The organism is Pandoraea sp. ISTKB (assembly GCF_001721285.1).
GTDB lineage: Bacteria > Pseudomonadota > Gammaproteobacteria > Burkholderiales > Burkholderiaceae > Pandoraea > Pandoraea capi.
Genome location: NZ_MAOS01000083.1, coordinates 89,873 through 114,302, shown reverse-complemented (window position 1 = coordinate 114,302; position 24,430 = coordinate 89,873). Strand labels below are relative to the sequence as shown.

Below are 24,430 nucleotides of genomic sequence, written 5' to 3'. Positions count from 1 at the left end.
CGCTGTCGCACTGGCGTGATCAAAATTCGAATGACAAAAAAAGCGCCGCTGCTGCGGCGCGTCACGGGGTAGATTACGCGTCGAATGTGACACGCATATCACGTCACGCCATCGTCGTCAGCCTTGCGGCGCATGGCGCGCGCCCTGCACATCGCTGTCGACCACCGGGCCGCCCGCAGGAGCGTTGGCTGCACTCGCCGACGGCGCCGCCGCGGGTTGTGCCGCACCGCCGCACGCGGCACCCATCGTGCCGCAATCGGCCTGCGCCTTGTTCGCACCGAGACTACCGGGCAGTTCGGCGGCCGCCAGCCCTTCCAGAATCGGGCAGTCCGGCCGGTCGTCGCCATGGCAATGCACGGCGAGATGAGACAGCGTGTCGCGCATGGCGACGAGCTCGCCGATACGCTGATTGAGTTCGTCGACGTGAGATTGCGCCAGTGCCTTCACCTGTGCGCTAGAGCGGCCGCGATCCTGCCAGAGCGCCAGCAACTGACGAATCTGGTCAATACCGAAACCCAACCGACGCGCCTGACGAATGAACCGCAGCAAATGCAGATCCTGTTCGCCGTACCGCCGGTAACCTGCCTCGGAGCGGGGGCTCGGGGGCATCAGGCCGATACTCTCGTAGTACCGGATCATCTTGGCCGTAACGCCACTGGCCTGCGCCGCTTGTCCGATGTTCATGGCGACCTCACTGGGGGGAACGAGGGTTGAACGACGGGAGAGAGGATCCGTTCACGGCCTTCCCGGTATCCGACGGCACGAGTCGGGCACTGATCGGCGCATGATCGGAGATCCGTGACCAGGGACGCCCATGCAACACTTGCGCCCCTTCGATATGAAAGCCGCGTGCGTAAATACGGTCAAGTCGTAAAAGCGGCAATCCGCTCGGAAAACTGCGCGCCGGACGACCAGCGCTATTCTGAAACACTTCCGTCAGCGCCAATTTCTCGGCCAGCAGACGGTCCGCCTGATTACTCCAGTCGTTAAAGTCGCCGGCGATGATCAGCGGTGCATCCGAAGGAATGGCATCCGCCACCCGCTCCGTCAGCATCTCAAACTGGCGACGTCGGCCCTGGCCGGCCAGCGACAGGTGCACGCACAGGCAATGCAACGGTTGCTCCAGCCCCGGCACGGCGATTTCGCAATGAAGCATGCCACGCTTCTCAAAACTATAGGTCGTGATGTCGTGATTGTCCGATTTGACGATCGGATAACGGCTCAAAATTGCGTTGCCGTGGTGCCCATGCTCATAAACGACATTCCGGCCATACGCGTGGTCACGCCACATGGCGCCCGCCAGAAACTCGTGCTGCGGCTGCACCGGCCAATTACTGTGGCGCACGGCGTGCCGCTGATGCATGCCCTGCACTTCCTGCAGGAAGACGAGATCGGGCGCCAGCCCCTCCAGCCCTGCGCGCAATTCGTGAACACGCAGTCGGTTGAACGCGGAAAAGCCCTTGTGGATGTTGTAACTTGCGATATGCAGACTATTCATATTCGGCAGCATTGACTCCGTGCCGGAAGACAGACGATATCACCTAGATGATGCCGCTTTCGGCGAATTTCAAGGCAAGTGAAAATCTGGGCAACGTACTGACGATTCACCGTCGGTACGTTGCCTCTGCTGGTTTCATTATGCGCCGATCACCTTGTGCCCGGGCAAACCGCCCTCAGATGCCCGCCCGACGGGCCTCACCGACGTGTTTCGCAGCCCCGTCGGCACCCTCTGCCGTGCCTACGGTCGAGGGCTGATCCGCAGGTCGCCACCGACGCAGCAGCAGCGCGTTACTCACGACACTGACACTGCTCAGCGCCATGGCCGCACCGGCAATCACGGGACTCAGCAGCCCGAACGCCGCCAGCGGAATCCCAACCACGTTGTACGCAAATGCCCAGAACAGGTTTTGACGGATCTTCGACCAGGTGCGACGCGACACGTCGATGGCATCGGCCACCCGCAGCGGATCGCTACTCATGAGCGTAATGCCCGCCGTCTGCATCGCCACATCGGTCCCCGAGCCCATGGCGATGCCGACATCGGCGGCCGCCAGCGCCGGGGCGTCGTTGATGCCGTCACCGACCATCGCTACGACGGCACCGTCACGCTTGAGTTGCGCAATGACTTCGGCTTTGTGTTCGGGCAACACGTCCGCATGCACGTCGTCGAGGCCCAGCGCGTTCGCAACGGCTCTCGCACTGCCCGCGTTGTCGCCCGTCACCATCACGCAACGCACGCCGAGTGCGTGCAACCGGTCGATGGCAGGCTTCGCACTGGCCTTGAGCGTGTCGCCGAACGCCAGCAGACCGAGCAGCCGTGCCGTTGCCGTCGTGCCACCAACGTCACCAACGCCATCGACGCCGGCATCGCCAGTCTCGACCAACCACGAGACGGTGCGTCCCTCGCCCGCCAGACGCGTCGCCTCTTGCGCCAATGCGCCTTGCGAAACCCCGAGCTCATCGAGCAATCTGGCATTGCCCAACTGAAGCGCATGGCGGCGGCCTGGATTAGCAGCATCCGACGTCTCCAGAATGCTGGCACGCATGCCGCGCCCAGGCAGCGCCGCGATGTCCGACGCCACGGGCACCTTCGACGTGAGGCCGCCTTCCTCAGCCGCCACCATGACCGCCTTGGCCAACGGATGCGAACTGCCCGACTGCACCGCTGCGGCCCACCGCAACAGCGTATCTGCGCTCGTACCTTCAGCGGGCAGATGCGCCACCAGACGCGGCTTGCCTTCCGTCAGCGTGCCGGTCTTGTCGAACGCCACGACGTTGATGCGATGTGCCAATTCGAGCGCTTCGGCATCCTTGATCAGAATGCCCTGCCGCGCCGCCGCGCCCGTGCCGACCATGATCGCAGCCGGCGTTGCGAGCCCCAATGCGCACGGACACGCGATCACAAGCACCGCCACGGCATTCAACAGCGCCGCCTCCAACCCGATCCCGAGCGCCCAGCCGGCGATCACCGTGACGATGGCGATCAGTACCACTACGGGCACGAACACCGCCGCGACACGATCCACGGCGCGCTGAATCGGCGCCTTGCCCGCCTGCGCGTCTTCGACCATGCGGATGATGCGAGCGAGCGCCGTGTCGGCCCCGACCGCCGTCGTTTCCACGCGCAGCGTCCCAGCGCCGTTGATCGAACCGCCCACGACCTTGTCGCCACTCGTCTTGTCGATGGGCAATGGTTCGCCCGTCAGCAACGACTCGTCGAGTTGGCTTGCGCCATCGCGAATCACGCCGTCGACCGGCACACGCTCACCGGCGCGCACCACGACCCAATCGCCCACTTTCACTTGCGAGAGCGGCACGTCAACCTCACTCGCTGCACCATGCGGGTCGCGCAACACGCGCGCCGTCTCGGGCCGCAATGCCGCCAGCGCACGAATCGCTTCCACCGTACGCCGCTTCGCACGCGCTTCGAGCCACTTGCCCAGCAGAACCAACGTAATGACGACCGCAGCCGCCTCGAAATAGAGATGCGGCATGCTGCCGGCCGGCGCACGCCACCATTCATACAGACTCAGGCCATACGCCGCAGAAGTGCCCAGCGCCACGAGCAAATCCATGTTGCCGCTGCCCGCGCGTACCGCCTTGTAGCCTGCCCGGTAAAACCGCGCGCCGAGCCAGAACTGCACCGGCGTCGCGAGCAGCCATTGCACCCACGGCGGCGGCATCACATGCACACCGAACGGTTCGAGCAGCATGGGCAGCAACAGCGGCAGCGAGAGCACCGCTGCGACGGCCACCGGCCACCACGCCGGGCCGCTTTCGGTCTGAGCCGCCTGCGCCGGGTCCGTCACGGGCGACGCCTCATACCCCGCCTTCTCGACGGCGGCCGTCAGCACCGCGATGTCCACGGCACCGCGTACCCCACGCACGGCGGCGCGCTCGGTCGCCAGATTGACGTTCGCCTCGACCACGCCCGGCACATTGCGCAGCGCCTTTTCGACGCGCCCTGCGCACGAGGCGCACGTCATGCCGCCGATGGCGAGTTCGAACGATTGCTCCGCCACCTGATACCCGGCGTCGGCCACCGCTGCTTCGATCGCGCCAAGCAGGGCCGCCGGCTTCACATCGGCCGCGGCTTCGACAGCCGCCGTTTCGGTCGCAAGGTTCACATTGGCGCTCGCCACCCCTGGGGTGCGCCGCAACGCCTTCTCTACCCGCGTCACACACGATGCGCAGGTCATGCCTTCGATACCGACCGACCAGTTCTGAGTCATTTATGGGCCTCCCACGAGGACTGTCATCATGCGTCAAAGCATAGACCTTGCCATGACAGGAAGGTCAAGCACTGTGCGGCAACTTGTCACGCATCGTATCGACCGCCCGTCCGATCATTCAAGATAACGCGATCGACACCGTCCGGGTTTGGGGGACGTCCGAGCCGTCACCCGACTCATCCGAAAAAAGCGCTTGAGCTTCCTGCAATGGGAAGGTCTATCATCGGTTCCATTCATTCGTGTCACCCTGCAATCGAACCTCTTCAAGGAGAACATCATGCAAGTGCAAGTCGAAGGTATGAGCTGCGGTCACTGCGTCAAGGCCGTCACGCGCGCGATCACCGAGCTGGACGCCGACGCCAAGGTCAATGTCGATCTGGGCGCCGGTCGCGTCGACGTGCAGAGCGATCTGTCCCCCGCCGAAGTCAGCGCCGCCATTACCGAAGCCGGTTATACGGTCAAGGGCACGCAGGCCTAAGCGTCATTCCGTCATTCGGTAATCCGGCCATCCGCGCCGTCCGGCCCGCCCGGACCCGGTCACGGCATGGCCGAATAGGCCGGACTCGAAATCCGGGAGATGGACGAGGCGCGGCTCACCCCGCCATTCCCACGCGCTCGACGCGGCCTTCGCTGCAGAGCGGCAAGACCTTGTGCTACGCTCTGTCTCGCCGACTACGTCATGACGCCGCGCGATGCGTTACAGCCAGCGACTGACGGGCGGCAATACACGTCTTCAGGGCGGGGTGAAAGTCCCCACCGGCGGTATGTGACACCGCGCAGTGCGCTGCGCCGTCATGAGCCCGCGAGCGCCTGCCATCGTTGCTTTCGTGACACCGGCAGGGTCAGCAGATCTGGTGCGAAGCCAGAGCCGACGGTAATAGTCCGGATGAGAGAAGATGCGTCGACACCCACGTGCTATGGGACGAGATCCCATGGTCACGTCCGTTCGCGTGCCCCGAAAACGTTTTTCGCCAATTGACTTACGCGAGGAGCGTTTCATGTCCACCAGCACCCAGCGCAATACCCAAGTTGCATCGCAAGACAACACCACGGCAGACGATCTGCATGCCTACCCGGCATTCGTCGATCTTCCGCCGGTCGAAGTCCGTCTGGCCGCCGCGCTCGACGCCATGCGCGATGGCCGCCCCGTCATTCTCATGGACGATCTCGACCGCGAGAACGAAGCCGATCTGATCGTCGCCGCCGAGAAAATCACGCCGGCCACCATGGCCATGCTGATTCGCGAATGCAGCGGCATCGTCTGCCTGTGCCTGCCCGACGAGACGCTTCGCCGCCTCGATCTGCCGCCGATGGTCGAGCAGAACCAAAGCCGTTACGGCACGGCGTTCACCGTGACGATCGAAGCCCGCCAGGGCGTGAGTACCGGCGTTTCGGCCGCCGACCGCGTCACCACGATCCGCGCGGCGATTGCCGACGATGCGCAACCGTCCGACCTGTCGCGTCCGGGCCACGTCTTCCCGCTGCGCGCGCAACCGGGCGGCGTGCTCACGCGTCGCGGTCACACGGAAGGCTCCGTCGATCTGGCAATCCTCGCCGGGTTGAAGCCGGCCGCCGTGCTGTGCGAACTGATGAATCCGGACGGCACGATGACGCGCGGCGCCGATATCGAGCGCTTCGCCAAGTTGCACGATCTGCCGATCCTGACCATTGACGAGTTGGCTACTTATCGCCTCAGCCACGCTCAAGCCGCTTGAGCCGCTTAAGTCACTTGAGTCAGTTGAGTCAGTTGAGTCGGCAAATCGAGGTCGATGCGTCGTTGATCGGTCGATAGGTCGATAAGTCACCCATCGACACGGTCCTTTACGGCAACGGCTCGCACCGTCGTTGCCGCAGCGTCACCTTAGCCTGTCGCGTCGTCGGCCCCTGTTGCATCGCGGTCCGACGACGCTCAACGCGCCCGGCCCCGCCGGAGCGTCCCGCACCGCGTGCATTCCTCACCGCTCCGCCTCCTGCCCGTCGACACTTCCCTCTAACGCGAAATGAGCAATCGAGCGCGGTCACTCCTATAATCGGCCTGACAATGCGATTGCCTAGCATGATAAAAGTTACGAGGAAGACGTCATGAATACCAAACTGGACACCCGCGCGGATGCCACCGCCGTTCTGGCGCAGTGGGAAGCCGACGAAGCCGCCGTGCGCGAACGCATCACCCGCAACGGTCCCGCACGTTATGGCGTGGCCACGCCGTCGGATGTCATCGGCCTGTCCGGCCAGGAAATCTTCGACGCCATGTTCGACGGCAAGCTGCCGATGCCGCCGATCAGTGAAACGCTCGGCTTCATTGCCGTCGAAGTTGCCAATGGCCGCGCCGTCTTTCAGGGGCGCCCGGCATTGCCCTATTACAACCCGCTCGGCTCCATTCATGGCGGCTGGTTTGCCACGCTGCTCGACTCGGCCGTGGCCTGCGCGATTCACTCGACGCTACCCGCCGGACGCAGCTACACCACGCTCGAACTCAAGACCAACATGGTCCGCGCCCTCACCCGCGACGTTCCGCTCGTGCGCGCCGAAGGCAAGGTCATTCAGGCGGGACGTCAGGTCGGTATTGCCGAAGGCCGCATCGTCGGACCGGACGGCACGCTCTATGCACACGCCACGACGACCTGCCTGATCTTCGACTTCCCGCCGAAGAAGGCGTAAGCCAGTCAACGACAGAGCCAAACCCGTCACGCGATAAAAAAAGCCCGCCGGAGGATGACCCCGGCGGGCTTTTTTACGACCTGACGCAGCACGCCATCGTGCTCTCGCGCCATCGATACCTGTGGAAGTACGACGGCGCTTCGGCCCGTCCTCAGTGCGACGGCCCCTTGCCGCCATGCTCGCCATCGGGCTGATGTTCGAGCGTCTCCTTGAGGGCGATCTGCAACTTGGCGTGCATGCGCACGAACCAGCTTCGCATGATGACCGCCAGCACCAGCGTGCCGACAACGATCAGCGCAATCATTTCGGTCGACGGCAGAATGCTCGCCGACAACGCTGCCAACAGCAGGATCACACCGACCATGGCGGCAATCGGCAAGATCTCGGCCACCACGCGTCGCACCTGGAACGTGTAACGACCGGTCAGGCTCGGCGGCACCGACAGCTCCACGAGCAGCAACGACAGCGACTTGAGCTTGCGATACACCGCGATCAGGAACGGCAGCGACAGCACCAGCGCCGCGCCCCAGACCACCGCGCTTTGCAGGCTCGGGTCCGACACCCACGGCTTCATCAGATCCGCGAGGCGACGATAGAAGAACGCGCCGCCGAGGAAGATCGTGACGACCAGCGCCAGGTTGATCGCCACGCTCACCACGATGCGTCGCACGATGGTCACGATCGCCGCGCTGTCGCCCGTCAGTTGAATGCTTTGCAGCCACTGTGTGTACTGTCCAAGCACGTAGGCCAGACGCCCCGGCATGGCGCGTCCCAGCCAACCGGTCACCGGATCGGCGCTCTTGATGAGGTACGGCGTGAGCAGCGTGGTGATCACCGAGACGGCCACCGCAATCGGATACAGGAAGTCGCTGGTCACCTTGAGGGAGAGCCCGAGCGAGGCGATGATGAACGAGAATTCGCCGATCTGCGACAACCCCATGCCCACACGCATCGACGTGCGGCCGTCCTGCCCCGAGAGGTACGAGCCCAACCCGCACGAAACGATCTTGCCCACGACCACCGCCACCGTGATGACCAGAATCGGCCAGACGTACGTGACGAGCACATGCGGGTCGAGCAACAGCCCGATGGTCACGAAGAACACTGCGCTGAACATGTCGCGCAGCGGCGCGACCAGACGCTCGATCGTGTGCAACTCCCGCGCCTCTGCCATGATCGCGCCGATCAGGAACGCGCCGAGCGCCACGCTGTAACCCATCTGGATAACAAGCAGACAGAAGCCGAAGCACAGGCCAAGCACGACCACCAGCAGCATCTCGTCGCTCTTGAACTTCGCGACGTACGCCAGAATCCGCGGCACCAGCAAGATGCCCACGACCAGCGACACGACCATGAACAGCAGCAGCTTGCCCAGCGTGAAGGTGGCTTCGCCGGCATCGACCTGACCGCTGATGGCGATCCCCGAAAGCAGCGCGATCATGCCGATGGCAAGCACGTCTTCCACGATCAGCACGCCGAAAATCAACTGCGCGAAGCGCTCGCGCTTCATGCCGAGTTCGTCGAGCGCCTTGACGATGATGGTGGTCGACGAGACGGCCAGCATGGCGCCGAGGAAGATCGAATCCATCGCCTTCCAGCCGAAGAAGCGGCCGATCTCGTACCCGAGCCAGAGCATCAGCACGATCTCGGTGAGCGCCGCGACGAACGCCGTCACCCCCACGCGCGCGAGCTTGCGCAGACTGAATTCGAGGCCCAGCGAGAACATCAGGAACACGACACCGAGTTCGGCAAGGATCCCGATGGTCTTCTCGTCATGTATGAGAGCGAACGGCGGCGTATACGGCCCGATGATCACGCCCGCCACGATGTAGCCGAGCACGACCGGTTGCCGGAACCGGTTGAAGATGACCGTCACGATGCCTGCCAGCAGCATGATGACGGCCAGATCCTGAATGAAGTCGATGGCGTGATGCATCCGATACGTTCTCCCCGCAGCGCCTTGCGCCGATATTGATGTTCTTGACCCCACGCCGGTGACGCGCCGCGTCTTCGGAGAAGCCGCAGCGATGACACGAGGCGTGATGCTTGATGAAGGTGGGAAGCCGGTCAGGTTTGCCCCTGCCGACCTGGTAGACGTTGCGTTCGTATGCCCGGGTTCCGGACGAGCCTGCTGCCGAACCCCGTGATTTGCCGCATTCATCCAACCCCGCAGAGGACGCCCGGTTCGCACACCGGAACGGCAAATCACGCAAATATTCGGTCAATCGTTCGGCTGACTACTGGCGCCGAATCAATATACGCGATGCCCTGACACGCGCGCAACCCAAGATTGACGGGGCTTTTCATAAAAAATTCCCGTTTTTCACCACATCGTCAGAAATTTTTCTTCTTGATTTTTGTCGACGCTCCTTGTGAAATATCACACAAATATCAATCGAATTTCACTGACCGCCGCGATCGGCTATCCAGCGGGTATCCAGCGGTCTTTTCAGGAGTTGTGGACGTATGAGTTCCCGTTTGTCACTGATGGTGTCCGGCGACGGCGCCCCCGTGCGCGTCGATGTCCAGGTCGACACGCTGATCATCGCCGGCTGGGCCGGGCGCGATCAGGACGCCGTCGAGCATCACATCGCCGAGCTGGCGGCACTGGGCGTACGCCGGCCGTCGAGCACGCCTTGCTTCTACCGGCTCGCCCCGGCACTGCTCTCGCAGGACGACGCCATCGACGTCGTGGGCCAGACGAGCAGCGGCGAAGCCGAATGCGTCCTCGTGCGGCACGGCGACGACCTGTTCGTGAGCATCGGCTCGGATCACACCGACCGCGAAGTCGAGGCCTATGGCGTGACCGTCTCCAAACAGGTCTGTGCCAAGCCGGTGGCTCGCGAGGCATGGCGTTTCGCCGATGTCGCCGCGCACTGGGATCGTCTGACGATGCGCTCGTGGGTGACGAAGGACGGCGAGCGGCGTCTGTATCAGGAAGGCAATGTGGATGGCCTGCTCTCGCCGCAGGAATTGATGGCGAAGCTCGGGCCGCAAGGCTTGCCGGCGGGCGCGGCCATGTTCTGTGGCACACTCGCTGCCATTGGCGGCGTGGCCGGTGGCGAGCAGTTCGAGATCGAGCTGCACGACCCGGTCCTCGGCCGCACGATCCGGCATTGCTACGCCACCCGGGCGCTGGCGATCGCCGACTGACCGCCCCCATCCGATGCCCAACGACACCGCTTTCGAGTCCCGCGCTTCTCGCGTCGCCACAGACGCCGCAGACGCCACCGCAGCCACCCTCGCGCCGCCCGCCACCACGGACGGCCGCAGCCTGACGGAGCGCGCCTACGAAGCGATCAAGCACGACATCATCACGTTGCGTCTGCGTCCGGGCGAAACGCTCAACGAAGCGCAACTGATGCAGTCGACGGGACTCGGACGCACGCCCGTGCACCAGGCAATGCACCGTCTGGCGCTCGAAGGATTGTTGGTCATCCTGCCGCGCAAGGGCGCGATGGTCGCCCCCGTCTCGCTGAACGATGCGCTCGAGATCATCGACGTGCGCATGGTCAACGAGACGTATTGCGTCGAACTGGCCGCGCGTGCCGCCACGCCGGACGACCTCGCGGCCATTCACGCCGTGCTGGCGCGTTCGCGTGAGGCCATCGCCGCACGCGACGTCGCGGCCATGATGCGCATCGACCGCGACTTCCATCTGGCGATTTCGCGCGCCTCGCGCAACCAGACACTCGCCGAACTGCTGCGCGGTCTGCACGAGCGCTCGCTGCGCTTCTGGTTTCTCGCGCTGTCCACGCCGAGTCATCTGGAAGGCGTCTATGAAGAGCATCTGGAACTGTACGAAGCGCTGGCCGCCCATGACGGCGAGCGCGCCCGGCGGGCCATCGCCCGTCACATCGAAGAATTCCGCACCCATATTCTGAAAGCGATCTGAACATGAGCACTGACGCCATCGATCTGCAACGCCCCCTGTCCGAACTCGCCGCCGCGCTCGACGCGGGCCGCACCACCAGTCGCGCCCTCACGGAGCAGGCGCTCGCGCGCATCGCCGATCCGGCCGGTCAGGGCAACGTCGTCTTCACGCAGGTCGATGCACAAGCCGCCCGCGACGCCGCCGACGGGCTCGACGCGCTGCGCCGCGCCGGCACGCGCCTGTCGCCGCTCATGGGCGTTCCCGTCTCGGTCAAGGATCTGTTCGACGTGGCTGGCCAGGTCACGCGCGCCGGCTCCACCGTACTCTCCGACGCCGCCCCCGCCACGCATGACGCGCTTGCCGTCGCCCGCTTGCGTCAGGCGGGTGCCGTCATCGTCGGCCGCACCAACATGACCGAGTTCGCGTTTTCGGGTCTCGGGCTGAATCCGCATTACGGCACGCCGCGCTCGCCGTGGCAGCGTGAAGCCGGCCACATCGCCGGCGGGTCCTCGTCGGGGGCCGCCGCCTCGGTCGCCGACGGCATGGCAGCAGTGGGTCTGGGCACCGATACGGGCGGCTCGATCCGCATTCCGGCAGCATTCTGCGGCCTGACGGGCTTCAAGCCGACAGCGTCGCGCACTCCGCGCGATGGCGCCCTGCCGCTGTCGACGTCGCTCGACTCGGTCGGCCCCATCGGCCGCTCGGTGGATTGCTGCGCGTGGATCGACGCGATTCTCGCCGGCAATCCGGTGGACGAAACCCCGGCCGCGCCGCACAGTGTGCGCGGCATGCGTTTCGGCGTCTTGACCAACTTCGTGCTCGACGGCGCAGAACCGGCCGCTCTCGCCATCTACGAGCGCGCCCTCTCGGCGCTTGCCCAGGCCGGGGCCACGCTCGTCGAATTCCAGTTCACGCCGTTCGACAACCTGCCCGCGATCAACCGTTTCGGCTTTTCCCCGATCGAGGCGTATGCCTGGCATCGCAAGTTGCTCGCCGAGCGTGCAGACGGCTACGACCCCCGCGTGCTCGTGCGCATCCGCAAGGGCGAGCCGGCGGGCGCGGCCGACTACATCGACCTGCTCAACGCCCGGGCAGCGCTGATCGCGGCCGCCGTCCCCGTCTGGCAACGCTTCGACGCCGTGCTGTGCCCGACCGTGCCGCTCACGCCGCCCGCCATCGCCCCGCTCGAAGCCAGCGACGAGACCTTCACCGCGACCAATGCGCTCGTGCTGCGCAACCCCACGGCCATCAACATGATCGACGGCTGCGCCTTTTCGTTGCCTTGTCAGGCGAAGGGAGAAGCCCCAATCGGCCTCATGGTCAGCGGCGCACGCGGCGACGACGCCCGCCTCTTCCCGACCGGACGCGCCATCGAGCGCGCCCTGCGCTCGGCAGGACTGGGGGGTTGACGCATCAAGCGTTGACGCAAGACCCGGGCGGGCGGCGCGCAACCGCATCGCACCGCCTGTCAGGGTCAATCCTCAACTCGCGAAGCGGGCGGCATCGGAACGCGCGCAACCGTCTGATTTTCGGGCGAAAAGTTCCCTAATTTTTCGACTCACACACGCCCCGGGCTGGGGTTACAATCCCAGCCCAAGTGCCTGCTGCCCGGCGTCATGCGGGGATTCGCGGGATTTGTGATGGCCTACCGCCCGAAGTGAAATGAACGCTCAAATCGACCCGGCCCTGCGCCGCGAACGTCTGCTGTATCTCCTGCTCACCGTGGTTTGCCTCGCCCTGCTGGGAGGCGCACTGTACTTCCAGTACGTGCTTCACGAAGACCCGTGTCCGCTGTGCATTCTGGCGCGCTACGCACTGCTGCTGATCGCGATCTTCGGTCTCGTCGGAGCGGTCTCGCGGGGATGGGCAGGCATTCAGGTCGCGCGCGTGCTCGCTGCGCTGTCGGCCATCGGCGGCATGGCCGCGTCGGCCTATCTGATCTACGTGCAGGCCAATCCGATGGTGAGCTGTGGTTACGACGTGGTCGAAGCGTTCGTCGACGCGCTGCCGACCTCGCGCATGCTGCCGCAAGTCTTCCAGGTACAGGGCATGTGCCAGACGATGTACCCGCCGATTCTGGGGCTGACGCTGCCGATGTGGTCGCTCGCCGCATTCGTGGTGATTTTCCTGGCGCTGGCGCTGCATCGCCCGCGTCGCGCGATTTCGTTGCGCTAAGGTTGTTGCACAAGACGCGTCGCGCTGCCGCGGCACGTTGAAGCCATACGCAAAAACGGCCGTCAGCCCCTGGGGCGACGGCCGTTATGCTTTTGGGTGCAAGCCATGTGCTGGCACGCTATCGCCCTCAGGGCCGCGCCAACGCAGGCGCGTCCGTCCCGCTGCTGCCACCTCCACTCGCCGCATCGAGTTCCGTCGCCACTTCCGCGATACGGCGCCGCAGCCACGTCACCTCCGGCGCGGCGTGCGTGCGCTCGTGCCACAGTTGATAGAAGCGCATGGGCGGAAACTGGATCGGCGACGGCACCACACGAATCGGCAGATAACGCGCGTAATGCTGCGCAAACTGACGCCCCGTCGTGAACACCAGATCGGTGCGCATCAGCACGTACGGCACCAGCCCGAAGTACGGCATCGTCATCTGAATATTGCGGCGCAGCCCCTGTTCGGCCAGATAGCCGTCGATGAAGCTCTGCCGCTCGGCGACGTAAGGCATCGGCGCGAGGTGCGGCAACTCCAGATAGTGTTTGAGCGAGATCCCCTTGTTCGCGAGCGGATGTTGCGCGCCGAGCATGCAGACGACCTCGTCGTCGAACAGGCGCGACATGTGCAACTGCGGCGGCGGTTCCAGCCAGTTGCCGATCACCACATCGAGCGAGCCGTTTTCCAGCGCGCCCGCGTAGTCGAAGCCGGCATTGATCGGCTGGACGTGCAGTCTGGCCGACGGCGCATCGCGGCGCAGCACTTCGGCGATGTTGGGCAGAAAGACGGCATCGAGGTAGTCGGGGGCGCCGAGCCGGAACGCCCGCGTGGTGGTTTGCGGCGCGAATTCGGTCGTCGGATGGGTAATGCGTTCGATGGCGGCGAGCGCGTCGGTGGCGTAGCCCAGCAGTTCCCGGCCGCGCTCGGTGGCCACCATGCCGCTCTTGCCGCGCACCAGAATGGCGTCGCCGGTGATCTCGCGCAAACGGCGCAGCGAGTTGCTGATGGCCGGCTGCGACTGACCCAGCTTGAGCGCGGCGCGCGAGACGCTTTGCTCGGTGAGCAGCGTATGGAGTACCCGCAGCAGGTAGGCGTCGATCTGTTCGCGGGGTCTTTGCATGGGCGGGGGCGCTCTGAAGGCGTGTTGAACACCGGAAAACGGCAGGTTGAGCGGTAGTTTATGACAAGCATGGCTCATCGGGGCGCCCGAATAGCCATCATCATGGTGGCGAAATATTTCCCCCGTCCGCCGGTGCTATCTTCGGCTCATCCCTACGCCGGGCCTGTTCCATACCGCTCCCGCCCCGTCCACCGGGGCTTCCGGGCGATGACAAGCGATTCGGCACCCCTGCAACCCCACTGCACTACACTGAGAACCATGGAGACACAAGCCATCCGCTTCTTTTACCGCGGCAAGGTGCACGAGGTCACTGGCGAAGCCACGACCCGCACCGTGCTTCAGTACACGCGCGAAGACCTGCATTGCACCGGCACCAAGGAAGGTTGTGCCGAGGGCGATTGCGGCGCCTGCACGGTCGTGATCGGCGAGTTGGCCGACGATGGCAACGTGGCGCTGCGTGCGGTCAATGCGTGCATCCAGTTCCTGCCCACACTCGACGGCAAGGCGCTCTTCACGGTCGAAGACCTGCGCGCTGCCGACGGCACGCTGCACCCGGTGCAGCAGGCGCTGGTGGACTGCCATGCCTCGCAGTGCGGTTTCTGCACGCCGGGCTTCGTGATGTCGCTGTGGGCCATGTATCTGAACCGTCCGGCCGACGCCGGCTGCCCGGGCCGCCGGGAAATCGACGACGTGCTGTCCGGCAACCTGTGCCGCTGCACGGGCTACCGTCCCATCGTCGACGCCGCACAGAAGATGTTCGAGCTGCCTCGCCAGGATTTCGACCGGAAGGCGCTCGCCGAGCAGCTTCAGGCGTTGCAGCGCGGCGACACACTTTCGTATGAACACGACGGCCATGTCTTCCACGCACCGCGCACGCTCGCTGAACTCGGCCGCCTGCGCGCCGCCTATCCGGACGCCCGCATCCTCGCCGGCAGCACCGACGTGGGCCTGTGGGTGACGAAGCAATTCCGCGAGCTGAAGCACCTCATCTACATCGGTCAGGTGGCGGAACTGCGCGAGATTTCCGAAGGTCCGAACGGCATCTACATCGGTGCGGGGGCCTTGCTTAACGATGCGTTCGATGCGCTCGTCAATCACTATCCGGATCTGGCCGAACTGCGTCAGCGCTTCGCCTCGTTCCCGATCCGCAATGCCGGCACACTCGGCGGCAACGTCGCCAACGGCTCGCCCATCGGGGACTCGATGCCCGCGCTGATCGTGCTCGGCACCCGCATCGTGCTGCACCGCGAAGGCGTGGTGCGTGAAATGCCGCTCGAAGACTTCTACATTGCGTATCAGAAGAACGCCCTCGAAGCGGGCGAGTTCGTGCAGGGCATTCGCGTGCCGCTGCCGGGCACTGCGCAACGCTTTCGTACCTACAAGCTCGCGAAACGCTTCGATCAGGACATCTCGGCCGTTTGCGCCGCATTTGCCGTCGAACTCGACGGCGACACCGTGCGCTCGGCGCGCATCGCCTTCGGCGGCATGGCCGCCACGCCCAAGCGCGGCAGCGCCATCGAGGCGGCACTGAACGGCCAGCCGTGGACGGAAGCCAATGTGCGCGCCGCCATGGCCGCCCTGCCGACGGACTATCAGCCGCTGTCCGACATGCGCGCGACGAGCGCGTATCGTCTGGCCGGTGCGCAGAATCTGCTGTATCGTTTTTTCCTGGAAACGCGCACCGACGCGCCGCTTGCGGCGCATGAAGTCAACGCGTTTGCCAACGTCTAACCGGAGTTGCCCATGAACACGCAAGTCGAAGGCTTCATGACGCAGACCGCACAGACTGCCGCCCAGGTTGGCCGCTCGCGCCCGCACGAGTCGGCCGAGCTTCACGTGGCCGGCGAGGCCACGTACACCGATGACATTCCCGAGCTGCAAGGCACGCTGCACTGCGCGCTCGGCCCGTCGCCCAAGGCGCACGCGCGCATCCTCTCGCTCGATCTCGACGCCGTACGCCGCGCCCCGGGCGTGATCGCCGTGCTCACCGCCGCCGACATTCCCGGTGTGAACGATTGTGGCCCGGTCATTCACGACGACCCGATTTTCGCAGACGGTGTCGTGCAGTACATCGGCCAGCCGATGTTCGCCGTGGTGGCCGAATCCCACGACGCCGCCCGTCGCGCCGCCCGTCTGGGCAAGGGCGAATACGAAGACTTGCCCGCCATTCTCACGCCGCAGGCCGCCAAGGCCGCGGGCGCCGGCGTACTTCCGCCGATGCAATTGCGCCGGGGCGATGCCGATGCCGCGCTGCAAGCGTCGCCGAACCGCCTGAGCGGCACGTTCGAATGCAACGGGCAGGAGCAGTTCTACCTCGAAGGCCAGATTTCGTACGCCATCCCCAAGGAAAACGACGGCATCCACGTCTACTGCTCGACGCAACACCCGAGCGAAATGCAGGCGCTCGTCTCCCATGCGCTGGGCTGGCACAGCCATCAGGTGCAGGTCGAATGCCGTCGCATGGGCGGGGGTTTCGGTGGCAAGGAATCGCAATCGGGCCTGTTCGCGTGCGTCGCGGCGCTGTGTGCCTCAAAGCTCAAGCGCCCGGTGAAGCTGCGTCTGGATCGTGACGACGACTTCATGATGACGGGCAAGCGTCACGGCTTCTACTTCGAGTACGACGTCGGTTTCGACGACGACGGCCGCATCACCGGCGCGAAAGTCGACATGACGCTGCGTGCCGGCTTCTCGGCCGACCTGTCGGGCCCGGTCGCCACGCGCGCCATCTGCCACTTCGACAACGCCTACTTCGTGCCGGACGCCGATCTGCGCGCCCTGTGCGGCAAGACGAACACGCAATCGAACACGGCGTTCCGTGGCTTCGGCGGCCCGCAAGGCGCGCTCATCATGGAAGTGCTGCAAGACGCCATCGCACGACGTCTGGGCAAGGATGCACTGGACGTGCGTCGCGTGAACTTCTACGGCAAGACCGAGCGCAACGTCACGCCGTACGGACAGCTCGTCAAGGACAACATCATCCACGAGCTGGTCGCGGAACTGGAGCGCACGAGCGACTACCGCGCCCGCCGCGAAGCCGTGCGCGCGTTCAACCGCACGAGCCCGGTGCTGCGCAAGGGGCTGGCGCTCACGCCGCTCAAGTTCGGCATCTCGTTCAACGTGCAGGCGTTCAACCAGGCCGGCGCGCTGGTGCACGTCTACCGTGACGGCTCGATGCTCGTGAACCACGGCGGCACCGAGATGGGTCAGGGGCTCAACACCAAAGTCGCACAGGTGGTGGCCCACGAACTCGGCGTCGACCTCTCCCACGTGCGGGTGACGGCCACCGACACGAGCAAGGTAGCGAACACGTCGGCCACGGCCGCATCGACCGGGGCCGACCTGAACGGCAAGGCCGCACAGAACGCCGCATGGCAGATTCGTCAGCGTCTGGCCGCATTCGCCGCGCAGAAGTACGGCGGCTCGGCGGACGACGTGCGCTTCGCCGACGACATCGTCAGCGCGAACGGCAACGACATCCCCTTCCCCGACCTCGTGGAAGCGGCGTACTGGGCACGCGTGCAACTCTGGTCGGACGGCTTCTACGCCACGCCGGGACTCTCGTGGGATGCCAAGGCGATGAACGGCAACCCGTTCTACTACTTCGCCTACGGCGCGGCTGTCTCGGAAGTGATCCTCGACACGCTCACCGGCGAATGGCGTCTGCTGCGCGCCGACGTGCTGCACGACGCCGGCAAGTCGATCAACCCGGCGCTCGACATCGGTCAGGTCGAAGGCGCGTTCATTCAGGGCATGGGCTGGCTGACGACGGAAGAACTGTGGTGGAACAAGGACGGCAAGCTCATGACGCACGCCCCCTCCACGTACAAGATTCCCGGCATCAGTGATTGCCCGACGGACTTCCGCGTGGCGCTGTTCGACAACACCAACGTGATGGACTCGATCCATCGCTCAAAAGCCGTGGGCGAGCCGCCGCTGCTGCTGCCGTTCTCGGTGTTCAACGCCCTGCGCGACGCGGTGGCCAGCGTGAACGACTATCGCGACGAGCCGGTGCTCAACGCACCGGCCACCTCCGAAGCGCTGCTCATGGCGATCACCGAGTTGCGCACCCGGAGCGCCGCCTGATGCATCGCTGGGTCGACGTCGCCCACAAGCTGCTCGCGCGCGGCGAAGCGGCCGTACTGGTCACGATCGCGCGCGTGGAAGGCTCTGCGCCGCGTGAGGCAGGCACCCACCTGCTCGTCACGCGTGAGCACGTGTGGGAGACGATCGGCGGCGGCCATCTCGAATGGCGGGCGATGGACGTCGCGCGCCAGTTGCTGCGTCAGTACGGGCAGCAAGGCGCGCGCCACGTCGAGCGTTTTGCGCTCGGCCCGAGCCTCGGTCAGTGCTGCGGCGGCGCCGTCACCCTTGCCTTCGAAGTGCTCACGCTGGCCGATCTGGCGTGGGTGAGCGCCTTGCACAAGCGTCTGGCCGCCGGTCAGGCGAGCCTGCGCAGTGTGGCGTTCGGCGCGCCGGGGGCAGACGCTGCCGCAAGTCAGCAGCAAGGCGGCCCCGTACTGCTGACGGCACTCGACGCCAGCGAACCGCTCGCCCAACCGCATACGCTCACTCGCGATGCCGACGATGCCGCCTGCTCGTTCTGGCAAGGCAGCGACGGCTGGCTGTGGCTCACCGAGCGCCTCGCGCCGAGCGACTTTCATATCGTGCTGTTCGGCGCGGGCCACGTCGGGCAGGCCATCGTGCAAGTGCTCGCCACGCTGCCGTGCCGCGTCACATGGGCCGACGAGCGCACCGAGACGTTCCCCGAATCGGTGCCGCCCAATACCGTCGTGGAGTCGACCGACACGCCGGAGGCCGTGGTGACCGAAGCGCCCCCGGGGGCGTATTTCCTCGTCATGACGCACAACCATGCTTTGGATCAGCGCCTGTGCGAGGAAATCTTCAAGCGCAACGATTTCGCCTATTTCGGGTTGATCGGGTCGATGACCAAGCGTCGTCAGTTCGAGCACCGCCTTCGCGATCGCGGCGTGCCGCCCGAACGTTTCGAACAGATGATCTGCCCCATCGGCGTGGCCGGGATCAGCGGCAAAGCCCCCGCGACGATTGCGATTGCCGTCACGGCGCAGTTGCTGCGCGTGCGCGAACAGCAGATGCATCAGATGGCGCAGACCGCTCAGACGGCGATGCAGGACACCGGCATTTCGGCCTGACGATCTCGCGAAATACCGTCGACATCGCGTGCGAGCACTCGCCCACGAGACCGGCGAGGGTCTCCGACGGTAGAATCCCGCCCATCCCCCTCACACAAGACACCCCATGCCACTCACGCCAGAACTCGCCAAGACCCTTTGCGCCATGCCCAAGGCGGAGCTGCATCTGCACATCGAGGGCACACTGGAGCCTGAGCTGATCTTCCGGCTCGCCGGGCGCAATGGCGTCACGCTGCCCTATCCCAGCGTGGAAGCCCTGCGCGACGCGTACGCCTTCACCGATCTCCAGTCGTTCCTGGACATCTACTACGCGGGCGCAAGCGTGCTGCTCACCGAAGACGATTTCTACGACATGACGCGTGCCTACATGACGCGCGCCGCCGCCGACAACATCCGCCACACCGAAATTTTCTTCGATCCGCAAACGCACACCTCGCGCGGCGTATCGATGGCCACAGTTGTCAACGGCATCGAACGCGCGCTCGCCGAAGCCGAGGCACAGCATGGCATTACGAGCCGTCTGATCCTGTGCTTCCTGCGCCATCTTCCCGAGGAAGACGCCCTGCAAACGCTGGAAACGGCGCTGCCGTATTTCAACAGCCACGGGCATCGTCTCGTGGGCGTGGGGCTCGACTCATCGGAACAGGGGCATCCGCCCAACAAGTTCGCACGGGTGTTCGAGCGCTGCCGCGCGCTCGGCCTGCGCATCGTGGCGCACGCCGGTGAGGAAGGCCCGCCCGAGTACATTCACGAAGCGCTCGACATGCTGCGCGTGGAGCGCGTCGATCACGGCGTGCGCGCCATCGAAGACGAGGCGCTGCTGGATCGTCTCGCGCGCGAGAAAATCGCGCTGACGGTGTGCCCGCTGTCGAACGTGCGTCTCAAAGTGTTCGACGACATGGGACAGCACACGCTGCACCAGTTGCTCAAACGCGGTCTGGCAGTGACGATCAACTCGGACGACCCGGCCTACTTCGGCGGCTATCTGAACGAGAACTTCCTCGCGACGTTCGACGCACTCGACATGACGCTCGACGACGCTTACACGATGGCAAGGAATAGCTTCGAAGCCTCGTTCATCGATGACAGCGAGAAGCGCCGTCTGGTCGGTGAACTTGAGCAATTCCGCGCGGCGCACACGGCGCACTCGGCGTAATCCGCCACCGCTGACGCCCCGGCCAATCAAACGCCCGAATCATTCGGGCGTTTTTTTATGTGCACGCGATCCGTAATGGCGGTACCGCGCGCGTCGCCACATTACCTGCCGATGATGTGGAACATTCCGCATGAGGAATATTTTCACCGGGACCCGATGCTATTTTTCGAGCGTGCCCTGATACGTGCCAAAGGTGCCCCCACACCCTCGACGCAAGGCGCACTCCACATAGAACATATCGGAGACAACACCCCATGGACTCATCGCTCAGCCCCCCGGCGAGTCATACGCTTGACGTCGCACTCGATGCCACCATCGACAAGGCGCCGGCGGCAACGACTGCGACGAACGACGGCACGCGCGTGGCGGGCGCGCAACCGGCATCCCCGCTCGATCGTTATTTCGGTATCACGGCGCTCGGCTCCACGTTCCGCACCGAAGTGATAGCGGGTATCACGACTTTCCTCGCGGCGATGTACATCATCGTCGTGAATCCGGCCATTCTGTCCAAGACCGGCATGGCCTTCCCGGCGGCACTGACCGCCACGGTGCTCATCAGCTTCTTCGGCAGTTGCGCGATGGGGCTTTACGCGCGCAATCCGGTGCTCGTCGCGCCGGGCATGGGCCTGAACGCGCTGTTCGCGTTCACGATGGTGCATGGCGTCGGCATGCCGTGGCAGACCGCACTGGGCTGCGTGTTCTGGTCGGGCATTCTGTTCGCCTTGCTCGCCGCGCTGAACGTGCGACGCTTCGTCGTCGAAGCGATTCCCGCGAACCTGCGTTACGCCATCTCGTGCGGCATCGGCCTGTTCATCACCGTGATCGGACTGGTCAACGCCAAGCTCGTGGTGAGCGATCCGGTCACGGTCGTGCGTCTCGCGCATCTGTCGCCGCCGACCGTCACGTTCCTCATCGGGCTTGCGCTCACGACCGTGCTCGTCGCACGTCGCGTGAACGGCGCGCTGATGATCGGTATCGTCGTCACCACGCTCATGGCCGTGCCCATCGGGCGTCTCTGGGGCGACGGCAGCGGCTACTTCCCCAAGGAAATCGCCACGGCCACGCTGGTGAACTTCCAGGGATTCTTCGCCGCGCCGGACTTCTCGGGCATCGGTCAACTGGATCTGATGGGCGCGCTCAAGGTGGCTTACCTGCCGTTCATCTTCGTGATGCTCTTCACCGCGTTCTTTGATACCCTCTCGACCTTCATGAGCATTGCCGAGGCCGGCAACATGAAGGATCGCGACGGCAATCCGCGCAACATGCGTCAGGCGATGATCGTCGACTCGTTCTCGGTGCTCATCTCCGGCCCGCTCGGCACGAGCCCGGCGAACGCCTACATCGAATCGGCCGCCGGTATCGCCCAGGGCGGCCGCACCGGCCTGACCGCCGTGGTCTGCGCGCTGCTGTTCCTGCCGTTCCTGTTCCTCTCGCCGATGCTCTCGCTCGTGCCGGCGATCGCCACGGCCCCGGCGCTGATCCTCGTCGGTGTGTTTATGATGGAGTCGGTCGCGCGCATCGAGTGGCATCGCATGGATGAAGCCATCCCGAGTTTCATCGCGCTCGTGATGATTCCGATTTCGTATTCGATCACCGACGGCATCGCCTACAGCTTCCTCGCCTTCGTCGTTCTCAAGCTGTTCACGGGACGCGTGAAGGAGATCAAGCCCGCGATGTGGGTCGTGGCAGCGCTGGCCGTGCTGCTGCTCACGCAAATGTAAAGACAGAAGGACCCCACTCATGTCCACCGCAAACCCCACCACGATGGCCACCGGCGAGCTTCGCGCCGTGCGTGCCCAACTGGTCTACTTCACCCACGATCCCGCGCGCGCCTATCTCGACGGCACGCCCGGCACCGTGCATCACACGGACGGCATCGTCGCGTTCGCCAACGGCCGCATCACCGCCGTAGGCGACTATGCCAAGGTGGCGCCGACGCTCCCGGCGGGCACGCCCATCGAAGACCTGCGCGGCAAGGTCATCACCCCGGGCTTCATCGACACGCACATCCACTATCCGCAAACGGATATGATCGCGTCGCCCGCGCCGGGCCTGCTGCCGTGGCTGGAGAAATACACGTTCCCGACCGAGCGCCGCTTCGAGAATCCGGAATACGCGGCCGACGTCGCCCAGTTCTTCCTCGACGAACTGCTGCGCGGCGGCACCACGAGCGCGCTGGTGTACTGCACCGTGCACCCGGGTTCGGCAGACGCCTTCTTCAAGGAAAGCGACTCGCGCAATCTGCGCATGATCGCGGGCAAGGTGATGATGGATCGCAACTGCCCGGACTTCCTGCGCGACACGGCCGAGAGCGGCGCGCGCGACAGCGAGACGTTGATCCAGCGCTGGCATAACAAGGGACGTCAGCTCTACGCGCTCACGCCGCGCTTCGCACCGACGTCGACCGAAGCCCAGCTCGGCGTGTGCGGTGAACTCGCCGAGCAGTATCAGGACGTGTTCATCCAGAGCCACGTGGCGGAGAACACCGACGAGGTCGAATGGGTGCGCTCGCTGTTTCCGGGGCATCGCAGCTATCTCGACGTCTACGACCATTACAAGCTGCTGCGCAAGCGCGCCGTGTACGGGCACTGCATCTGGCTCGACGAGCACGATCGCCGACGCATGTTCGAGACGGGCACCGTCGCGGCGCATTGCCCCACATCGAACCAGTTCCTCGGCAGCGGGCTGTTCGACTTCGCCGCCGCCGAAGCGACGCGCATGCCGGTCACGCTCGCCACGGACGTGGGCGGCGGTTCGACCTTCTCGATGTTGCAGACGATGAACGAGGCGCACAAGGTGGCGCGTCTGTCGGGCTATCACCTCTCGGCCGAACGCATGTTCTATCTCGCCACCGAGGGCGCGGCGCACGCGCTGGACCTGCACGGCACGATCGGCACGCTGGCCGTGGGCGCAGAAGCCGACTTCGTGGTGCTCGATCCGAAGGCCACGCCGCTGCTCGCGCGTCGTACCGCACTGGCTGAATCGCTGGAGGAACTGCTCTTCGCGTTCGCGATGCTGGGCGACGACCGCGCCATCGCCACGACCTACGCGGCAGGCAAGCCGGTGCATCGCCGCGCGGCGCACTGAGCGGTGAGATGACGCCTCTTTGCGGGGCGTCGGGATGACGACACGACAGCTGTCTTTGCGAGGAAACGGCCGCCGCTGCCTTGGCGCGGTGACCGTTTCCCCGCAGTCGCCGGCCGCGCGCAAGGGGCATGCGGCCGGGGATCTCCTTGGGCGGCTTCGGCCGCCCTTTTTTGCATTTTGCACATCAACGAGCGGATGCTATAATCCGCCTCGATTCATTGGGGAGTAGCCGCCCTGTCATAGACATCTGTCTTCGGCAGGGGCGTACGTCAACAAACTTGGCCGGTTCCGGCTATGGCGTGCGCAGCCCTCGGGCCTGGCGAGACCGATGACGATGCTTCCGCCACCCGGGCCGGGATGCATTGTCATTGGCTCGCAATTACACGGCCCGGCGGAGAAAAATAAGGTGTCCCCATTCCTCGTATCGACCGGTGTGGTCGCGCTTGCCGAAATCGGCGATAAAACCCAACTGTTGTCCCTTGTGCTCGCTGCGCGCTTCAAGAAGCCCGTGCCGATCATTCTCGGCATTTTCGTCGCCACGCTGATCAACCACGCCTTCGCCGGCGCCGTCGGTGAATGGCTGTCGACCGCCATCAGTCCCGCCATCATGAAATGGGCCGTCGTCGCGTCGTTCATCGGCATGGCGATCTGGATTCTCGTGCCCGACAAGCTCGATGACGAGGAATCCAACACCCGCCGCAAGTTCGGGGTGTTCGTGTCGACCGTCATCACGTTCTTCATTGCCGAGATGGGCGACAAGACGCAGATCGCCACGGTCATGCTCGCGGCACGCTATCAGGATTTCTTCGGTGTGGTGGCCGGCACGACGCTCGGCATGATGCTCGCCAACGTGCCCGCCGTGCTCGTCGGTCACAAGTTCTCGGGACGCCTGCCCACGCGTGCGGTGCACGCCGTGGCCGCCGTCATCTTCCTGGTGCTCGGCGTGATTACGCTAATGCAGTAATGCAAAAC

General features: G+C 64.9%; 18 protein-coding genes, 1 pseudogene and 2 riboswitches. Of the genes and pseudogenes, 14 read left to right on the top strand and 5 right to left on the bottom strand.

Going from position 1 to position 24,430, the window contains the following annotated elements:
• Positions 1-294 precede the first annotated feature (294 nt).
• The 3 genes and pseudogenes from cueR to A9762_RS25615 form a co-directional block, all read right to left on the bottom strand.
• Positions 295-684 (bottom strand): annotated as a pseudogene (cueR, locus tag A9762_RS25625) (Cu(I)-responsive transcriptional regulator); the annotation flags it as partial.
• A 7-nt stretch (positions 685-691) separates the two neighbouring features.
• Positions 692-1,498 carry an endonuclease/exonuclease/phosphatase family protein gene (locus A9762_RS25620; RefSeq protein ID WP_083254300.1) on the bottom strand — a complete coding sequence of 269 codons (807 nt, stop codon included), beginning with the start codon at positions 1,496-1,498 and terminating at the stop codon, positions 692-694.
• A 175-nt stretch (positions 1,499-1,673) separates the two neighbouring features.
• The gene (locus tag A9762_RS25615) at positions 1,674-4,232 is read right to left on the bottom strand and encodes a heavy metal translocating P-type ATPase (RefSeq protein WP_069344785.1); all 2,559 of its coding nucleotides are present in this window, start codon (positions 4,230-4,232) and stop codon (positions 1,674-1,676) included.
• Between the two features lie 277 nt (positions 4,233-4,509).
• Here A9762_RS25615 and A9762_RS25610 point away from each other — a divergent pair, with 277 nt between their 5' ends.
• From A9762_RS25610 to A9762_RS25600, 3 genes are all read left to right on the top strand, one after another.
• Positions 4,510-4,710, top strand: coding sequence for a heavy-metal-associated domain-containing protein (locus tag A9762_RS25610; RefSeq protein WP_069344848.1), 201 nt, complete (start codon positions 4,510-4,512; stop codon positions 4,708-4,710).
• Between the two features lie 247 nt (positions 4,711-4,957).
• A riboswitch (FMN riboswitch) is annotated at positions 4,958-5,134 on the top strand.
• A 96-nt stretch (positions 5,135-5,230) separates the two neighbouring features.
• Positions 5,231-5,947, top strand: a complete 717-nt coding sequence (gene ribB / locus A9762_RS25605) for a 3,4-dihydroxy-2-butanone-4-phosphate synthase (protein ID WP_240493716.1) — start codon at positions 5,231-5,233, stop codon at positions 5,945-5,947.
• A 367-nt stretch (positions 5,948-6,314) separates the two neighbouring features.
• Complete coding sequence (locus tag A9762_RS25600) at positions 6,315-6,893, top strand: PaaI family thioesterase (protein ID WP_069344784.1); 579 nt, start codon at positions 6,315-6,317, stop codon at positions 6,891-6,893.
• A gap of 151 nt (positions 6,894-7,044) precedes the next feature.
• Here the strand turns inward: A9762_RS25600 and A9762_RS25595 are convergent, their stop codons facing one another.
• Positions 7,045-8,829, bottom strand: coding sequence for a cation:proton antiporter (locus A9762_RS25595; protein ID WP_069344783.1), 1,785 nt, complete (start codon positions 8,827-8,829; stop codon positions 7,045-7,047).
• 530 nt (positions 8,830-9,359) lie between these two features.
• Between A9762_RS25595 and A9762_RS25590 the strand changes: the two genes are divergently transcribed.
• From A9762_RS25590 to A9762_RS25575, 4 genes are all read left to right on the top strand, one after another.
• On the top strand, positions 9,360-10,046 hold the full coding sequence (locus A9762_RS25590; protein ID WP_069344782.1) for a DUF2848 domain-containing protein: 687 nt from the start codon (positions 9,360-9,362) through the stop codon (positions 10,044-10,046).
• A gap of 13 nt (positions 10,047-10,059) precedes the next feature.
• Complete coding sequence (locus tag A9762_RS25585; protein WP_083254290.1) at positions 10,060-10,788, top strand: GntR family transcriptional regulator; 729 nt, start codon at positions 10,060-10,062, stop codon at positions 10,786-10,788.
• Positions 10,789-10,790: 2 nt separating this feature from the next.
• Positions 10,791-12,176: an amidase gene (locus A9762_RS25580; RefSeq protein WP_069344781.1), complete on the top strand. Its 1,386-nt coding sequence runs from the start codon at positions 10,791-10,793 to the stop codon at positions 12,174-12,176.
• 253 nt (positions 12,177-12,429) lie between these two features.
• Complete coding sequence (locus A9762_RS25575; protein WP_069344780.1) at positions 12,430-12,942, top strand: disulfide bond formation protein B; 513 nt, start codon at positions 12,430-12,432, stop codon at positions 12,940-12,942.
• A gap of 127 nt (positions 12,943-13,069) precedes the next feature.
• Here the strand turns inward: A9762_RS25575 and A9762_RS25570 are convergent, their stop codons facing one another.
• The gene (locus A9762_RS25570) at positions 13,070-14,044 is read right to left on the bottom strand and encodes a LysR substrate-binding domain-containing protein (RefSeq protein ID WP_069344779.1); all 975 of its coding nucleotides are present in this window, start codon (positions 14,042-14,044) and stop codon (positions 13,070-13,072) included.
• Positions 14,045-14,302: 258 nt separating this feature from the next.
• Here A9762_RS25570 and xdhA point away from each other — a divergent pair, with 258 nt between their 5' ends.
• The 7 genes from xdhA to A9762_RS25535 all read left to right on the top strand — a co-directional run bounded on the left by xdhA (position 14,303) and on the right by A9762_RS25535 (position 24,422).
• Complete coding sequence (xdhA, locus tag A9762_RS25565; RefSeq protein ID WP_069344778.1) at positions 14,303-15,775, top strand: xanthine dehydrogenase small subunit; 1,473 nt, start codon at positions 14,303-14,305, stop codon at positions 15,773-15,775.
• Between the two features lie 12 nt (positions 15,776-15,787).
• Positions 15,788-18,127 (top strand): xanthine dehydrogenase molybdopterin binding subunit, encoded by a 2,340-nt coding sequence (gene xdhB, locus A9762_RS25560; protein WP_069344777.1) that lies wholly within the window; start codon positions 15,788-15,790, stop codon positions 18,125-18,127.
• Positions 18,127-19,215 (top strand): xanthine dehydrogenase accessory protein XdhC, encoded by a 1,089-nt coding sequence (gene xdhC / locus A9762_RS25555; protein WP_069344776.1) that lies wholly within the window; start codon positions 18,127-18,129, stop codon positions 19,213-19,215. Before xdhB ends, xdhC begins: the two co-directional genes overlap by 1 nt.
• Before the next feature lie 106 nt (positions 19,216-19,321).
• Positions 19,322-20,371 (top strand): adenosine deaminase, encoded by a 1,050-nt coding sequence (locus A9762_RS25550; protein WP_069344775.1) that lies wholly within the window; start codon positions 19,322-19,324, stop codon positions 20,369-20,371.
• Positions 20,372-20,625: 254 nt separating this feature from the next.
• Positions 20,626-22,092: an NCS2 family permease gene (locus tag A9762_RS25545; RefSeq protein WP_240493715.1), complete on the top strand. Its 1,467-nt coding sequence runs from the start codon at positions 20,626-20,628 to the stop codon at positions 22,090-22,092.
• Positions 22,093-22,111: 19 nt separating this feature from the next.
• Entirely contained in the window at positions 22,112-23,458 is a 1,347-nt protein-coding gene (guaD, locus tag A9762_RS25540; protein WP_083254289.1) for a guanine deaminase, read from the top strand.
• A 208-nt stretch (positions 23,459-23,666) separates the two neighbouring features.
• A riboswitch (yybP-ykoY riboswitch) is annotated at positions 23,667-23,850 on the top strand.
• Between the two features lie 14 nt (positions 23,851-23,864).
• Positions 23,865-24,422: a TMEM165/GDT1 family protein gene (locus tag A9762_RS25535; protein WP_240493714.1), complete on the top strand. Its 558-nt coding sequence runs from the start codon at positions 23,865-23,867 to the stop codon at positions 24,420-24,422.
• The last annotated feature ends 8 nt before the right edge of the window (positions 24,423-24,430 follow it).

Coding starts and splice junctions, on each gene's coding strand:
- A9762_RS25620 (WP_083254300.1), bottom strand. CDS start 1,498: ATGAATAGTCTGCATATCGCAAGTTACAACATCCACAAGGGCTTTTCC.
- A9762_RS25615 (WP_069344785.1), bottom strand. CDS start 4,232: ATGACTCAGAACTGGTCGGTCGGTATCGAAGGCATGACCTGCGCATCG.
- A9762_RS25610 (WP_069344848.1), top strand. CDS start 4,510: ATGCAAGTGCAAGTCGAAGGTATGAGCTGCGGTCACTGCGTCAAGGCC.
- ribB (WP_240493716.1), top strand. CDS start 5,231: ATGTCCACCAGCACCCAGCGCAATACCCAAGTTGCATCGCAAGACAAC.
- A9762_RS25600 (WP_069344784.1), top strand. CDS start 6,315: ATGAATACCAAACTGGACACCCGCGCGGATGCCACCGCCGTTCTGGCG.
- A9762_RS25595 (WP_069344783.1), bottom strand. CDS start 8,829: ATGCATCACGCCATCGACTTCATTCAGGATCTGGCCGTCATCATGCTG.
- A9762_RS25590 (WP_069344782.1), top strand. CDS start 9,360: ATGAGTTCCCGTTTGTCACTGATGGTGTCCGGCGACGGCGCCCCCGTG.
- A9762_RS25585 (WP_083254290.1), top strand. CDS start 10,060: ATGCCCAACGACACCGCTTTCGAGTCCCGCGCTTCTCGCGTCGCCACA.
- A9762_RS25580 (WP_069344781.1), top strand. CDS start 10,791: ATGAGCACTGACGCCATCGATCTGCAACGCCCCCTGTCCGAACTCGCC.
- A9762_RS25575 (WP_069344780.1), top strand. CDS start 12,430: ATGAACGCTCAAATCGACCCGGCCCTGCGCCGCGAACGTCTGCTGTAT.
- A9762_RS25570 (WP_069344779.1), bottom strand. CDS start 14,044: ATGCAAAGACCCCGCGAACAGATCGACGCCTACCTGCTGCGGGTACTC.
- xdhA (WP_069344778.1), top strand. CDS start 14,303: ATGGAGACACAAGCCATCCGCTTCTTTTACCGCGGCAAGGTGCACGAG.
- xdhB (WP_069344777.1), top strand. CDS start 15,788: ATGAACACGCAAGTCGAAGGCTTCATGACGCAGACCGCACAGACTGCC.
- xdhC (WP_069344776.1), top strand. CDS start 18,127: ATGCATCGCTGGGTCGACGTCGCCCACAAGCTGCTCGCGCGCGGCGAA.
- A9762_RS25550 (WP_069344775.1), top strand. CDS start 19,322: ATGCCACTCACGCCAGAACTCGCCAAGACCCTTTGCGCCATGCCCAAG.
- A9762_RS25545 (WP_240493715.1), top strand. CDS start 20,626: ATGGACTCATCGCTCAGCCCCCCGGCGAGTCATACGCTTGACGTCGCA.
- guaD (WP_083254289.1), top strand. CDS start 22,112: ATGTCCACCGCAAACCCCACCACGATGGCCACCGGCGAGCTTCGCGCC.